The organism is Clavibacter michiganensis, from assembly GCF_002151125.1.
GTDB lineage: Bacteria > Actinomycetota > Actinomycetes > Actinomycetales > Microbacteriaceae > Clavibacter > Clavibacter michiganensis_C.
The window spans coordinates 450914-464656 of sequence record NZ_MDJZ01000005.1 but is presented as its reverse complement, the minus strand read 5'-3'; the positions used below and the strand labels follow the sequence as shown (position 1 = coordinate 464656).

The window sequence follows — 13743 nt, the reverse complement described above, 5'->3', positions numbered from 1 at the left end:
TGTCAGCAGGCGGATAGTAAGCCTGCTGACGATCACTGTAGCAGGAGGTGCCCATGGCCGGAGAGGCCATGCAGGACGAGCTCGCCAGCTGGCCCACGGGGCGGCTGCTCTCGACGGCCGCGCGCGCGGTCGAGCACGCGTGGGCGGAGGCGCTCGCGACCCTCGGGGTCACGCACGCGGGCCTCATCGCGCTGCACCTGCTGCGCGACGGGCCGCTCAGCCAGATCCAGCTCGCCCGCTCCGCGCACGTCGAGACGCAGACCATGTCGCGCACGCTCGAGCGGCTGGAGCGGGAGGGGCTCGTGTCGCGCGCCCCGGATCCCGCCGACCGCCGCCGCCACGTCGTCGCGCGCACCGAGGCCGGCGCCGAGGCGTGGGCGCGCGCGCAGGAGCTCGAGCAGGACGTCGTCCCCGAGCTCGCCCGCTCCGAGGAGATGCGGCGCGGCCTCATCGACGTGATCCGCGCGGCCGGCCGCCCGGCGCCCGGCGCCCCCGACGACGACGCCGCTCCCGCCCCTCGGACGCGCGCCCGATGACCCGCCCCGCCGATCCCGATCCGATCTCCGCCGCCGCCCCCGACCTCCCCGGCCGCGCGGTCATCCGCCAGCTCTGGAGCGACCTCGCCTTCGTGCACTGGCGCGTGGATCCCGCCCTCGTCGCCCCGCTCCTCCCGCCGGGCACGCGCCCCGACGTGCACGACGGATCCAGCTGGGTCGGCCTCATCCCGTTCGTCCTGTCGCGCAGCGCCTTCCCGCCGCTGCCCGCCGTGCCGTGGGCCGGCACCTTCGCCGAGCTCAACGTGCGCCTCTACAGCGTCGGCGACGACGGCCGCCGCGGCGTGGTCTTCCGCTCGCTGGAGGCCGCGAAGCTCCTGCCCGTGATCGGCGCGCGCGTGGGCCTCGGCCTGCCGTACATGTGGGCGTCGATGACGCACGAGGAGCGCGACGGCGTCGTCACCTACACGTCCCGCCGGCACACCGGCGCCCGTCCGTCGTCGCGCCTCTCCGTGCGTCCGCTCGGCGAGGAGGTGGCGGGGGATCCGCTCGCCGACTTCCTCACCGCGCGCTGGGGCATGCACGTGGCCCGCGGCGGCGTCACGCGCTACTGGCCGAACACGCACGACGCGTGGACCCTCGAGCGCGCCGAGCTCGTGGACCTCGACGACGAGCTGGTCGCCGCCGCCGGTCTCCCGGGGATCGTCGACCGCGCGCCCGACTCGGTGCTCTTCTCCCGCGGCGTCCGCACGGAGTTCGCCGGCCCGCTCCGCCCGCGCGCCTAGCGCTCCGGTCGTCGCGGGCCGGAGCGGGACCGCCGGCGCCTAGCGCTTCGCGCGCGGCGTCCGGGTCGAGCGCTTCCGCCCGTGCGACAGCTCGTCGATCGTCAGCGCCGCGCTCACCAGCGCGAGGTGGCTGAGCCCCTGCGGCAGGTTGCCGAGGAACGCGTGGTCGTCGGCGTCGATCATCTCCGAGTACAGGCCCACGTCGTTGCCGAGGTCGACCAGCTGGTCCATCAGCTCGTGCGCCTCGTCCATCCGCCCGACGCACGCGTAGGCGCCCGCGAGCCAGAAGGCGCACGCCGTGAACGTGCCCTCCTCCTCCGCCATGCCGGTGTAGCGGTACAGCAGCGGCCCGCGGCCGAGCTCCGAGCGCAGCGCGTCGAGGGTGCGGGACATGCGCTCGCCGCGGTCGAAGCCGGAGACGGCGTGCAGCAGGATGCTCGCGTCGAGCCGCTGGCTGCCCGGGTGCATCACGTAGGCGCCGCGCCCCTCGTCCCAGCACTCCTCCTCGACCCAGGTGCGGATCCGGTCGCGCTCGGCCCGCCAGCGGTCCGGCACGCCGGGGATCTGCCCCACCTCGGCGAGCTCGACCGCGCAGTCGAGCGCCTGCCAGCAGCCGAGCTTCGACGTCGTGTAGTGCTGCTCGTCCTCGAGCTCCCACATCCCGGCGTCGCGCTTCTGCCACATGTCGCACGCGCGGTCGGCGAAGGTCGCGAGGAGGCGGCCGGTGTCGGCGTCGAGCACGTTGCCGTCGCGGACGTACGTGCGCACCACGTCGAAGAGGTCGCCGAACACCCCGAGCTGCAGCTGGGCCTGCGCGTCGTTCCCGTCGACCACGGGGCCGACGCCGCGCCAGCCCGGCACCTCCGGGTTCGAGCTGCCCTCGGGCACGCCGCCCTCGAGCGAGTAGAAGACGTGGAGCTCGGGGCCGTTGTCGCGGATCGTGCGGAGCATCCACGACACCGCCGCGTGCGTCTCCTCCCGCAGGCCGAACTTCACGAGCGCGTTCACCGTGTAGGCGAGGTCGCGCACCCAGGCGAAGCGGTAGTCCCAGTTCTTGCCGCCGCCCATGCGCTCGGGCAGCGAGGTCGTGGCGGCCGCGGCGATGGATCCGGTCGGCGCGTGCACGAGCAGCTTGAGCGCGAGGGCGCTGCGCTGCACGGCCTCGGCCCACTCGCCCTCGTACCGGAACTCGGCGCTCCACCCCTCCCAGTTGCGGATGGTGCGGTCGATGCCCTCGTCCACGATCTCCGGGTTGGGGATCCGCACGGGCTCCCGCTCGGTCCCCACCATCGTGATGACGTGGCGCGACCCCTTCGCCGTGGTGAACGCGCCGGACACCGACTGCGTGCCGGGCTCCGCGGGTCCGTGCTCCAGGCCCACGACCGCGAGCGTCACGCCGTCCACGCGGATGACCGGTCCGTTGTGCGTCGACTGCACCCACGGCGACGACGTGCCGAGCGCGGTGCCGGGCGCGACGAGCCAGCTCATCGCGACCTCGCCCGTGAGCCCCTCGATCCGGCGCCCCAGCTCGCACCACGGCAGCCGTCCCGCGACACCCGTGACGAGCGCGTCGGTCACGCGCACGCTGCCGGACTCCGTGGTGAAGGTGGTGGTGAGCACGTTGGTGCCGGGCACGTAGGCGCGCGTCACCTCGAACTCCTCGTCGGGCCGCAGCGTGATCCGTCCGCCGTGCGGGGCGTCGAGGAGCGCCGCGAACGCCGGCGGCGTGTGCAGGTTCGGCAGCGGCAGCCAGTCGATGTCGCCGTCCTCCGCGATGAGCGCGACGGTGCGCCCGTCCCCGATGGCGGCGTAGCTGCGCAGCGCGGTGTATCCGTCGATGCGCTCGGGTGCGGGGCGGGATGCGGGCGTTTCCATGGGACTCCTGTCGACGCCGGCAGGAGGGCACCGACCCCTCCAGTATCCCCGCGTCGCCTCCGCCAATCCGTTCTTCCCCAGGTTCCGAATAGCGCTGATGTGCCCGGAGCCCACCCGAACGGTTCCGGTCGCCGCCCGTCGGACAGCGCCGTCCGCGCGGGTGCCGCGCCGTGCCCACCTCGGGGGGACGCGCGTCGGCCGGGCTCGGCGGTACGATCGGGGGACCCGAACACCGCGCCGCTCGCAGGGGCTACCCGACCCCTCGCCGGCGCATCAGAGAAGAGCCATGGCCCTCCCCTCCATGCGGCCGCGTGCCCGCGCGCGCGAGAACGCCGCCGTCCGCCCCGCCCGGGATCCGGCCGCCGTCCGCCCCCGCTTCGAGTGGATCGACGCCGGCAAGGGCGCCTGCATGGTCCTCGTCGTCCTCCTGCACCTCTCCCTCATGTACGAGAACGAGGTCAACGACGGAACCCCCGCGCTGTGGTGGGACGTCAGCTCGGCGTTCGCGCCCCTGCGCATGCCCCTGTTCTTCTTCATCTCGGGCTTCCTCGCGACGCGCGCCGTGGAGCGCCCGCTCGGTCGGACCCGGGGACGCACCCTCGGCATCTACTCCGTCTACGCGCTCTGGACACTGCTCTTCCTCGCGCGCCTCTTCGTCCCGCAGGCCCGCGGCGGCGGCGCCGCCCCGACGCCGGGGGAGCTGGCGCTCAGCGTCGTCCTGCCCACGTCGTACTGGTACCTCTGGGCGCTGCCCGTCTTCTTCGTCGTGGCCTGGGCGTGCACCCGCCTCCTCGGCGGTCACCGCGCGTGGGCGCTGATCCCGTTCGCCGCGCTGGCGGTCGCCGCGCCGCTCCTCAAGCCGCTCACGGCTGGCCTCCTCACCGAGCCGATGGACGCGGTCAAGCTCGGCTCGATCGCGGCCAACCTCGTGTGGTTCTACGCGGGCGTCGTCGGACGCGATGCGTGGCTGTCGCTCATGCGCCGCGCGACGCCGCTCACGGCGGTCCTCGCGGTCGCCGCGTACGTCGGCGTCCTCGCCGCGCTGCGCGCCACGGGGAACGGCCTCATCCTGACCTTCGCGATCGCCGCGGTCGCGCTGGTCGCCAGCAACCAGGTCCTCGCGGTCGCCGGCATGGCGAACCCGCTGTCCCGGGCGCTGCGCTGGGTCGGACGTCAGACGCTGCCCGTGTACGTCTTCCACATCTTCCTGGTCTCGGCCCTGAGCGCCGCTCTGAAGCTGACGGGCCTCGTGCCCGTCCTGCAGCAGCACACGCAGGTGTGGGGCGCGATCCTCCCGATCGCGCTCCTGGTGCCCGTCGTGGTCGCGAGCCGCATCATCGGCGCCGCGGTCCTCGGCTCCCCGCTCCGCTGGACGCTGGAGGGGCCGCGCTGGCTGACGGCGGACCGCACCCCCGCGGACGCCCCGCGGAGCTGACGCGCGTCGACAGCACGCCGGGTCTCCGCCGGGCCAGGCTGGATCCATGACCGTCATCGAGGCCGTGCGCGGCGACATCACCCGGCAGGACGTCGACGCGATCGTGGACGCGGCGAACTCGTCGCTGCTGGGCGGCGGGGGAGTGGACGGCGCGATCCACCGCGCGGCAGGTCCGGAGCTCCTCGCGGCGTGTCGCCGCATCCGCGCCGAGGAGCTCCCGGACGGGCTGCCCGCCGGCGACGCGATCGCGACGCCCGGCTTCCGCCTGCCCGCGCGCCACGTGATCCACACGGTCGGCCCCGTGTGGTCGGCCTCGCACGACCGCACCGCGGTGCTCGCGAGCGCGTACCGCCGCTCGATCGAGGTGGCGGCGGACCTCGGGATCCGCGGCGTCGCCTTCCCCGCGGTCTCCGCCGGCGTCTACGGGTGGCCGGTCGACGACGCGGCGCGCGTGGCGGTCGCCGCCGTGCGCGAGGCGCTCGCCGACGGCGCGGGCGACGGGATCGAGCTGGTGCGGTTCGTGCTCTTCTCGGACGACGTGCTCACGGCGTTCGAGGCGGCGCTCGCGTCGGAGGCCTGACCGTCTCGTGGGCCGGATGCGGCCCGGGAAGCAGGACGCCGGCCCTGCCGTCGAGGACGGGGACCGGCGATGTGTGCCTGGACGCGGCGTCGATCCGCGGACCTTTCGATTTTCAGTCGAACGCTCTACCAACTGAGCTACCCAGGCGAGCGGGCGGCTTCGAGGAAGACGCCCACATCGGACAGAAGCCCTCTCGTATGAGAGGGCTTGCCATCCGTGGCGACCCTGACGGGACTTGAACCCGCGACCTCCGCCGTGACAGGGCGGCACGCTAACCAGCTGCGCTACAGGGCCTTGCGTGTCGGTCATTGCTCGGTGACCCCAACGGGATTCGAACCCGTGTTAACGCCGTGAAAGGGCGCCGTCCTAGGCCACTAAACGATGGGGCCGCTCGCCCTGGTCTCCCAGGCCTCGCAGCAACCGACACGTCAGCATAACCGCACTCCGGGCGAGGACTCAAATCGGCGCCCGGAGCGCGGCCCCGCACCGCGTCTCCATGCGGATCGGGCGGCGTGTCGCCTCCTCGCGCGATGCGTCCCGGAGCGGTCGCCCGCGTCCCGTCCCGACCTCCTGCCAGGTTCGCGACACGGCAGGCGCGCTGCTCCGCTGTCCCCCTTCCGCGGGGTTAGCCTTCGCTCGACCCTCCCGGGAGGGGATCCCCAGCGTGGATCCCCGCATCCGCGTGCTGTGCGCCGCGGATCCCCGTTGCTACTGTGAGAGCCGGTGAAGGCGTGACGGATGAGATCCGCCGCTCCCCGCCGGTCCCGCGGGGAGGCACAGCCGGCCAGCCGGGCGACACGATGATCGGGACCAGCATGCATCACGACCTCCTCCGCAGCCCGCGCACCTCGGGCGCGACGCGGACGCGCCCGCGCGGCCGCCGCACCCTCCAGGCGATCGTCGCGATCGCCGCCGTCCTCCTCACCGGGTCGATCGCCGCCCCGGCCCACGCCGAGACCTTCGCCTCGTGGGACGACGTGCAGAAGGCCCGCGGCGACGAGCAGGCGCAGCAGGCGCTGGTGCAGCGGATCGACGACGAGATCGCGTCCCTCCAGCAGAAGGTCACCGACGCGCAGGACCTCGTGACGAAGCGCGGCGAGGAGCACGACGCGGCGCAGCAGGCGGCCGACGACAAGTACGAGGACACCGTCCAGCTGCAGCAGAAGGTCGACGCGGCCGACGCCAAGGCCACGAAGTCGCAGGAGCAGGCCGCCGGCCTCGCCAAGCAGCTGATGCGCTCCGGCGGACAGAACCTCTCCGGCACGCTCCTCCTCAGCGAGGGCGACGGCACGGACGACCTCCTCGACAAGCTCGGCACCATGAGCAAGGTCGCGGAGAAGTCCGACCAGATCTACGCGATCGCCCTGCAGGACCGCAACGCGGCCAAGTCCCTCAGCGACCAGGCCCAGGTCGCCCTCGCCGAGCTCGACGCGCTGAAGGCGAAGGCCGAGCAGCTGCTCGCCGACGCGGCGCAGGCGCAGGCCGACCTCGAGCAGGCGCTCGAGGACCAGAACGCCCAGAAGGCCGACGCCGACGCGAAGCTCGCGGTCATGGCGGAGGACCGCGAGGCCACCGAGGACGACTACCAGGCCGGCGTCCGCAAGCGCCAGGCGGACGCGGACGCGCTCGCCGCCAGCCAGGGCCGCGCGGGCGGCGACGTCTCGCCCGGCGCCATCAGCGCGTCCGGCTGGACCGCCCCCCTCCCGGGCGCGAACACGAGCGGCTACTACGGCCCCCGCTTCCACCCCATCCAGCACCGCATGATCTTCCACGCGGGGGAGGACCTCGTGCGCGGCTACAGCTGCGGCGAGACGCAGTACGCGGTGCACTCCGGCACCGTCGTGTTCGCGGGCTGGAACGGCGGCTACGGCAACTACATCCGCATCGACCACGGCGGCGGCGTCTCCTCCGCCTACGGGCACATCGCCAACGGCGGGACCCTGGTGCGCAACGGGCAGCAGGTCGTCGCGGGACAGCCCATCGCGATCACCGGCACCACCGGCGGCTCGACCGGCTGCCACTCCCACTTCGAGATCCGCCTGAACGGGAACCCCACCGACCCGGTGGCGTTCATGCACGGCCAGGGCGTCTCCATCACCAGCACGCATTGACATGAGGAACGACATGAGCCACCTCCGCCCGACCACGGTCGTCATCTCCACGCTGGCCGTGGGGGTGATCGCGGTCTCCAGCGGCGTCGCCGCCCAGACCGCGTTCGCCGCCACCGACTACCCCTCGTGGGCCGACGTGCAGGCGGCGAAGGCGAACCAGGCCGACACGCAGGCCGCCATCGACCGCGTGACGGAGCTCGTGACGGGACTGCAGGAGTCCGCGGACCAGGCCAACACGGCCGCGATGGTCGCCGGCGAGAAGTACGCCGAGGCCCAGGCCGCGCGCGACGCGCAGGCCGACAAGCTCGCCCGCCTGGAGAAGAAGGCCGACGAGGCGCAGGCCGCCGCGCTCACCAGCCGGATGCGGGCCGGCCTCCTCGCGAGCCACCTCGCGCGGGCCGGCGGTCAGGACATCACCGCGAGCCTGTTCGCCTCGGACGGCGACGACGCCGAGGAGCTGCTGCGATCCCTCGGCACCATGTCGAAGCTCTCGGAGAGCACGCAGACCGTGTACCAGCAGGCCCTCTCCGACCGCAACAGCGCCGCGTCGCTGAGCGACCAGGCGCAGGTCGCCAAGGACGAGCTCGCGCGTCTCGCGGACGAGGCGCAGGCGTCGCTCGACGAGGCGGACGCCGCCGCCGCGACGGCGCAGTCGGCGGTCGCCGAGCAGACGCGCAACAGCGACCAGCTCATCGCGCAGCTCGCGCTCCTGAAGGACTCCACCTCGGAGATCGAGGCCCAGTACATCCAGAGCATCACGCAGCCGCCGATCCCCGCGGCGGCGGCGCCGTCCGGCGGCTCGGCATCGGGCGGGGGCTCCTCGTCCGGCGGCGCATCGGGTGGCGGATCCTCCGGCGGCGGTGGATCCTCGTCCGGCGGCGGCGGCGGCGGCTCCTCCTCCGGCGGCGGATCCTCCAGCGCACCGGCTCCTGCGCCCGCTCCCGCGCGGCCCGCGCCCGCCCCGGCGCCGCAGCAGCCCTCGCGTCCGGCCCCCGCGCCCGCCCCGGCCCCGGCTCCGGCCCCGTCCGGCAACGCCGCGCAGGTCGCCATCGGGTTCGCCAAGGCGCAGCTCGGCGAGCCGTACGTCTTCGGCGGCGAGGGCAACGGCTGGGACTGCTCGGGCCTCGTGATGATGTCCTACCGCGCCGCGGGCATCAACGTCGGCGGCCACTCGGTGAGCTCGCAGTACAACCAGATGCAGTCGCAGGGCCGGCTCGTGCCGTTCTCGCAGCGCCAGGCGGGCGACATCGTGTTCTGGAAGAACGGCAGCGGCTTCTACCACAACGCCATCTCGCTCGGCGGGGACACCATCATCGCGGCGCCCAAGCCCGGCGACGTGGTGAAGATCCAGGGCCTCTGGGGCGGCAGCGACCTCATGCCCTACGTCGGCCGCCCCGGCTGATCCCGCGGCCGGCCGACCCGGTCCGGACGCGACGACGCCCGCCTCACCGCATCTGCTGCGGGGGCGGGCGTCGTCGTGTCCGGTGCGCGGACCCAGGGGGTGACGCGGATCAGGCGTCCTCGTCCGGCTCGCCGGCGTGGCCGTCGTGGCCGCCCTCGGCCTGCAGCTTCTCGAAGCCGGCCTGCACGATGCGCTCGGCCTCGGCCGCGCCGCCCCAGCCCTCCGTCTTGACCCACTTGCCGGGCTCGAGGTCCTTGTAGTGCTCGAAGAAGTGCTCGATCTCGTTGCGGGTCTGCTGCGGCACGTCGTCGATGTCCTGGATGTGCGCCCAGCGCGGGTCCTTCGCGGGGACGCCGATGACCTTGGAGTCGATGCCCGCCTCGTCGCTCATGTTGAAGACGCCCACGGGACGGATGGAGACGCCGACGCCCGGGAAGACCGGGTACTCGAGGAGCACGAGCACGTCGACGGGGTCGCCGTCGAGGCCGAGCGTGTTCTCGAAGTAGCCGTAGTCGGTGGGGTACACGAACGACGTGAAGAGCACGCGGTCGAGGTACACGCGGCCCGTCTCGTGGTCGACCTCGTACTTGTTGCGGGACCCCTTGGGGATTTCGACGACGACGTCGTAGCTGGCCATGCGCGTGCTCCTCGTGGTTCTGACGTGGGCGGGATGCTGCCATAACGTTAGTGGATGCCCCCCGAGCGCCCCCGTCTGACCCCCGCCGTCGCGGACCTCAGGCGGGCGGTCCGCCAGGCCCTCGCCGCCCTCCCCGCGAGCCCGGCCGGGCCCGTCCTCGTGGCCCTCTCGGGCGGCGCCGACTCGCTCGCCCTCGCCGCGGCCGCCGCCTTCGAGGGGCCCCGCGCGGGCGTCGCCGTCGGCGCCGTCGTCGTCGACCACGGCCTGCAGGACGGGTCCGCCGCGGTCGCCGCCCGCGCCGCCGACGCCGCGCGCGCCCTCGGCCTCGCGCCGGTCGTCGTGATGCGAGTGCGCGTGGATCCGGGCACCGCCGGCCCCGAGGCCGCCGCCCGCGCCGCCCGCTACGCCGCGTTCGACGACGCGCTCCGCGAGACCGGATCCCGCGCGCTGCTGCTCGCGCACACCCTCGACGACCAGGCGGAGACCGTGCTGCTGGGGCTCGCCCGGGGGTCCGGCGCCGCGAGCCTGCACGGCATGGCGACGTCGACGCCCGCGCGCGCGGCCGACGCCGTCTACCTGCGGCCGCTGCTGGGGATCCGCGCGGCCGTCACCCGCGCCGCCTGCGCCGACCAGGGGCTCGACCCCTGGCAGGACCCGCACAACGCCGACCCCGCCTACGCCCGGGTGCGCGTCCGCCACGACGTGCTGCCCGTGCTCGAGCGCGAGCTCGGCCCCGGGATCGCCGAGGCCCTCGCCCGCACGGCCGACCAGCTGCGCGAGGACGACGACGCGCTCGAGCACTTCGCGGCCGAGATGATCGAGGAGATCGCCGACCACGCCGAGGCCGGCATCTCGCTCGAGGCGGCCTCGCTCCTCGCCGCGCCGCCCGCGCTCCGGCACCGGCTGATCCGCCTCGCCGCGCGCGAGGAGTTCGCGGCGCACCTCTCCCGGACGCACGTCCTGGAGGTCGCGCGGCTCGTCACCGACTGGCACGGGCAGGGGGCGGTCGACCTGCCGGGCGTTAGGGTCGTACGCAAGGACGGGCTCATCGTCCTCAGCGCCAGGACGACGGAAGAGTGACATGAGATCCACCGACATCGCCGACGACCTGACCGAGGTCCTCCACACCGAGGAGGAGATCCACGGCCGCATCGCCGAGATGTGCCGCGAGATCGAGCGCGACCACCCGGGGGAGGAGCTGCTCCTCGTCGGCGTGCTCAAGGGCGCCGTCATGGTCATGGCCGACCTCGCGCGCGAGCTCGCGCTGCCGATCCACATGGACTGGATGGCGGTCAGCTCCTACGGCTCCGGCACCAAGTCGAGCGGCGTGGTCCGCATCCTCAAGGACCTGGACGCCGACCTCACGGGCCGCCACGTGCTCATCGTCGAGGACATCATCGACTCCGGCCTCACCCTCTCGTGGCTGCTCGCGAACCTGCGCTCGCGCGGGGCCGCGAGCGTCGAGGTGTGCGCCCTGCTGCGCAAGCCCGAGGCGGCGAAGATCGCGGTCGACGTGCGGTACGTGGGCTTCGAGATCCCGAACGACTTCGTCGTCGGCTACGGCCTCGACTACGCGGAGCGGTACCGCAACCTCCGCGACGTGGCGGTCCTCGCGCCGCACGTCTACAGCTGAGGCGCCCCGCTCCTCCTATCCGCCTCCATGCCGGCGCACGTTCGGCTGGCGGCGAACACCGCGGCCACGCTCAGACGGCCGCTTGTATCCTCGAGACATCTCGTCGCCGTACGGCGCGGCACGGGCAGAAAGGTGTCGGGCCCGCGCCCCTACGCTCATGAACTTCAAGAAACTCCTCCGCAGCCCGATCCTCATCGTCGTCCTCGCCATCGTCGTGGTGTCGGTGGGCTTCAGCCTCATCACCGGATCCGGCTACAAGACCATCACCACGCAGCACGGCCTCGAGCTGATCCAGGACGGCAAGGTCGCCTCCGCCAAGATCATCGACGGCGAGCAGCGCGTGGACCTCACGCTCGCGAGCGCCGACGGCGACAACGGCACCATGGTGCAGTTCAACTACGTGGCGCAGCGCGGCGGCGAGATCGTCTCCGCCATCACCGAGGCGAACCCCGCCGAGGGCTTCGACGACCAGGTGCCGCAGCCGAGCTGGCTCCTGTCGGCCTTCAGCATCCTGCTGCCGCTCCTGCTCATCGGCTTCTTCATCTGGATCATGTTCTCCGGCATGCAGGGCGGCGGGAACCGCGTCATGCAGTTCGGCAAGTCGAAGGCGAAGCTCGCCTCCAAGGACTCCCCGAAGGTGACCTTCGCGGACGTCGCCGGGTCGGACGAGGCCATCGAGGAGCTCGAGGAGATCAAGGACTTCCTCAAGGAGCCCGCGAAGTTCCAGGCCGTCGGCGCCCGCATCCCCAAGGGCGTGCTGCTGTACGGCCCTCCCGGCACCGGCAAGACCCTGCTCGCGCGCGCCGTCGCGGGCGAGGCGGGCGTGCCCTTCTACTCGATCTCGGGATCCGACTTCGTCGAGATGTTCGTGGGCGTCGGCGCCAGCCGCGTGCGCGACCTCTTCGAGCAGGCCAAGCAGAACGCGCCGGCCATCATCTTCGTCGACGAGATCGACGCCGTCGGCCGCCACCGCGGAGCCGGCGTGGGCGGCGGCAACGACGAGCGCGAGCAGACCCTCAACCAGCTCCTGGTGGAGATGGACGGCTTCGACGTGAAGACCAACGTCATCCTCATCGCGGCCACCAACCGGCCCGACGTCCTCGACCCCGCGCTCCTGCGCCCCGGCCGCTTCGACCGCCAGATCGGCGTCGACGCGCCGGACCTCCAGGGCCGCAGGCAGATCCTCGAGGTGCACGGGCGCGGCAAGCCGCTCGCCGCGGGCGTGAACCTCGAGGTGCTCGCGCGGAAGACCCCCGGGTTCACGGGCGCCGACCTCGCCAACGTCCTCAACGAGGCCGCGCTCCTCACGGCGCGCTCGGACGCGCAGCTCATCGACGACCGCGCGCTCGACGAGGCCGTCGACCGCGTGATGGCCGGGCCCCAGCGCCGCAGCCGCATCATGCGCGACCACGAGAAGCTCATCACCGCGTACCACGAGGGCGGCCACGCGCTCGCGGCGGCGGCGATGAACAACACGGATCCCGTCACCAAGGTCACGATCCTGCCCCGCGGCCGCGCCCTCGGGTACACGATGGTGCTGCCGCTGGAGGACAAGTACTCCGTCACCCGCAACGAGCTCCTCGACCAGCTCACGTACGCCATGGGCGGCCGCGTCGCGGAGGAGATCGTGTTCCACGACCCCACCACGGGCGCCTCCAACGACATCGAGAAGGCCACGTCGACGGCGCGTCGCATGGTCACCGAGTACGGCATGAGCGCCAAGGTCGGATCCGTGAAGCTCGGCTCCAGCTCCGGCGAGCCCTTCCTCGGACGCGACCTCGGCGGGAGCCGCGACTACTCGGAGGACATGGCCCTGACGGTCGACGCCGAGGTGCGCGTGCTCCTCGACGGCGCGCACGACGAGGCGTGGCAGGTCATCAACGACAACCGCGACGTGCTCGACCGCCTCGCGACCGAGCTCCTCGAGAAGGAGACGCTCGACCACGACCAGCTCGCGGCGATCTTCGCGGACGTGAAGAAGCTCCCGCCGCGCCCGCAATGGCTCTCGAGCGACAAGCGCCCGCTGTCCGACCTGCCTCCCGTGGCCATGCCGCAGAAGGCGCCCATCGACCAGGGCGTCGTCGACGGCGCCGTGGACTCGGAGCCGCCGGCCGGCAAGCCGAAGCGCTCGCCCTTCCCGCGTCCCGCGACGGCCTGATCCGGTGGGCGTCGACAGGGCGCGCATCGAGGCGGCCGTCGCCGAGCTGATCCTGGCCATCGGCGAGGACCCGGGTCGGGAGGGCCTCGCGACGACCCCGGCGCGGGTCGCGGAGGCGTACGGCGAGTTCTTCGCGGGCGTGGGCACGGATCCGCTCCGGCACCTGCGCGAGACGTTCCCGCTTCCGGCGACGGACGCGGCGCCGCAGCCCGTCATCGTCACGGGGCTCGCGTTCCGCTCCATCTGCGAGCACCACCTGCTGCCGTTCACGGGCGTCGCGCACCTGGCCTACGTGCCGGGGGAGCGCATCGTCGGCCTCGGCCGCCTGCCGCGCGTGGTCGACGACCTCGCCTCGCGGCCGCAGATGCAGGAGCGGCTGGGCGAGCAGATCGCCGAGGCGCTCGAGCGGGGCCTCGGCGCGCGCGGCGTCGCGGTGATCCTCGACGCCACGCACGGCTGCGTCACCGCGCGCGGCACCCGCCAGGCCGGCAGCACGACCATCACCATCGCGGCGCGCGGCTCGCTCGCGGAGCCCGCGGCGCGCGCCGAGGTGCTCGCGCTGCTGCCCGCCGCCGGCGGCAGGGACCGGCCGTGACTACGTCGCCGGCGGTGTCCCCCGTCCGCACGCTCGTG

General features: G+C 73.4%; 12 protein-coding genes and 3 tRNA genes. 10 read left to right on the top strand and 5 right to left on the bottom strand.

Features of this window, described 5'->3' with window-relative positions:
* Window positions 1-53 precede the first annotated feature (53 nt).
* Together BFL37_RS04715 and BFL37_RS04710 are read left to right on the top strand one after the other, a co-directional pair.
* A complete protein-coding gene (locus BFL37_RS04715; RefSeq protein ID WP_206601264.1) occupies window positions 54-536 on the top strand; it encodes a MarR family winged helix-turn-helix transcriptional regulator in 483 nt (160 codons plus the stop codon).
* Window positions 533-1279, top strand: a complete 747-nt coding sequence (locus BFL37_RS04710; RefSeq protein ID WP_086513981.1) for a YqjF family protein — start codon at window positions 533-535, stop codon at window positions 1277-1279. Before BFL37_RS04715 ends, BFL37_RS04710 begins: the two co-directional genes overlap by 4 nt.
* Window positions 1280-1318: 39 nt before the next feature.
* Here BFL37_RS04710 and BFL37_RS04705 read toward each other — a convergent pair whose 3' ends face one another.
* Window positions 1319-3154: a glycoside hydrolase family 15 protein gene (locus tag BFL37_RS04705; RefSeq protein ID WP_086513980.1), complete on the bottom strand. Its 1836-nt coding sequence runs from the start codon at window positions 3152-3154 to the stop codon at window positions 1319-1321.
* A 286-nt stretch (window positions 3155-3440) separates the two neighbouring features.
* Here BFL37_RS04705 and BFL37_RS04700 point away from each other — a divergent pair, with 286 nt between their 5' ends.
* Together BFL37_RS04700 and BFL37_RS04695 are read left to right on the top strand one after the other, a co-directional pair.
* A complete protein-coding gene (locus BFL37_RS04700) occupies window positions 3441-4589 on the top strand; it encodes an acyltransferase family protein (protein WP_172403739.1) in 1149 nt (382 codons plus the stop codon).
* A 46-nt stretch (window positions 4590-4635) separates the two neighbouring features.
* Window positions 4636-5169: an O-acetyl-ADP-ribose deacetylase gene (locus BFL37_RS04695; RefSeq protein ID WP_086513979.1), complete on the top strand. Its 534-nt coding sequence runs from the start codon at window positions 4636-4638 to the stop codon at window positions 5167-5169.
* A 74-nt stretch (window positions 5170-5243) separates the two neighbouring features.
* Here the strand turns inward: BFL37_RS04695 and BFL37_RS04690 are convergent.
* The 3 genes from BFL37_RS04690 to BFL37_RS04680 all read right to left on the bottom strand — a co-directional run bounded on the left by BFL37_RS04690 (window position 5244) and on the right by BFL37_RS04680 (window position 5558).
* A tRNA-Phe gene (locus BFL37_RS04690) sits at window positions 5244-5316 on the bottom strand.
* 70 nt (window positions 5317-5386) lie between these two features.
* Window positions 5387-5463 (bottom strand) — tRNA-Asp (locus tag BFL37_RS04685).
* Between the two features lie 22 nt (window positions 5464-5485).
* Window positions 5486-5558: transfer RNA gene (locus BFL37_RS04680), tRNA-Glu, on the bottom strand.
* Between the two features lie 426 nt (window positions 5559-5984).
* Between BFL37_RS04680 and BFL37_RS04675 the strand changes: the two genes are divergently transcribed.
* Window positions 5985-7280, top strand: a complete 1296-nt coding sequence (locus BFL37_RS04675) for a M23 family metallopeptidase (RefSeq protein ID WP_086513978.1) — start codon at window positions 5985-5987, stop codon at window positions 7278-7280.
* A gap of 13 nt (window positions 7281-7293) precedes the next feature.
* On the top strand, window positions 7294-8682 hold the full coding sequence (locus tag BFL37_RS04670; RefSeq protein ID WP_086513977.1) for a C40 family peptidase: 1389 nt from the start codon (window positions 7294-7296) through the stop codon (window positions 8680-8682).
* A 109-nt stretch (window positions 8683-8791) separates the two neighbouring features.
* Here BFL37_RS04670 and BFL37_RS04665 read toward each other — a convergent pair whose 3' ends face one another.
* Complete coding sequence (locus tag BFL37_RS04665) at window positions 8792-9319, bottom strand: inorganic diphosphatase (RefSeq protein WP_086513976.1); 528 nt, start codon at window positions 9317-9319, stop codon at window positions 8792-8794.
* Window positions 9320-9373: 54 nt separating this feature from the next.
* Here BFL37_RS04665 and tilS point away from each other — a divergent pair, with 54 nt between their 5' ends.
* The 4 genes from tilS (at window position 9374) to folE (ending at window position 13705) form a co-directional block, all read left to right on the top strand.
* A complete protein-coding gene (tilS, locus tag BFL37_RS04660) occupies window positions 9374-10399 on the top strand; it encodes a tRNA lysidine(34) synthetase TilS (RefSeq protein ID WP_086513975.1) in 1026 nt (341 codons plus the stop codon).
* 1 nt (window position 10400) lies between these two features.
* Window positions 10401-10952, top strand: coding sequence for a hypoxanthine phosphoribosyltransferase (gene hpt, locus BFL37_RS04655; RefSeq protein ID WP_086513974.1), 552 nt, complete (start codon window positions 10401-10403; stop codon window positions 10950-10952).
* Window positions 10953-11109: 157 nt separating this feature from the next.
* The gene (gene ftsH / locus BFL37_RS04650; RefSeq protein ID WP_086513973.1) at window positions 11110-13110 is read left to right on the top strand and encodes an ATP-dependent zinc metalloprotease FtsH; all 2001 of its coding nucleotides are present in this window, start codon (window positions 11110-11112) and stop codon (window positions 13108-13110) included.
* Window positions 13111-13114: 4 nt separating this feature from the next.
* Window positions 13115-13705 (top strand): GTP cyclohydrolase I, encoded by a 591-nt coding sequence (gene folE / locus BFL37_RS04645; protein ID WP_086513972.1) that lies wholly within the window; start codon window positions 13115-13117, stop codon window positions 13703-13705.
* Window positions 13706-13743 lie beyond the last annotated feature (38 nt).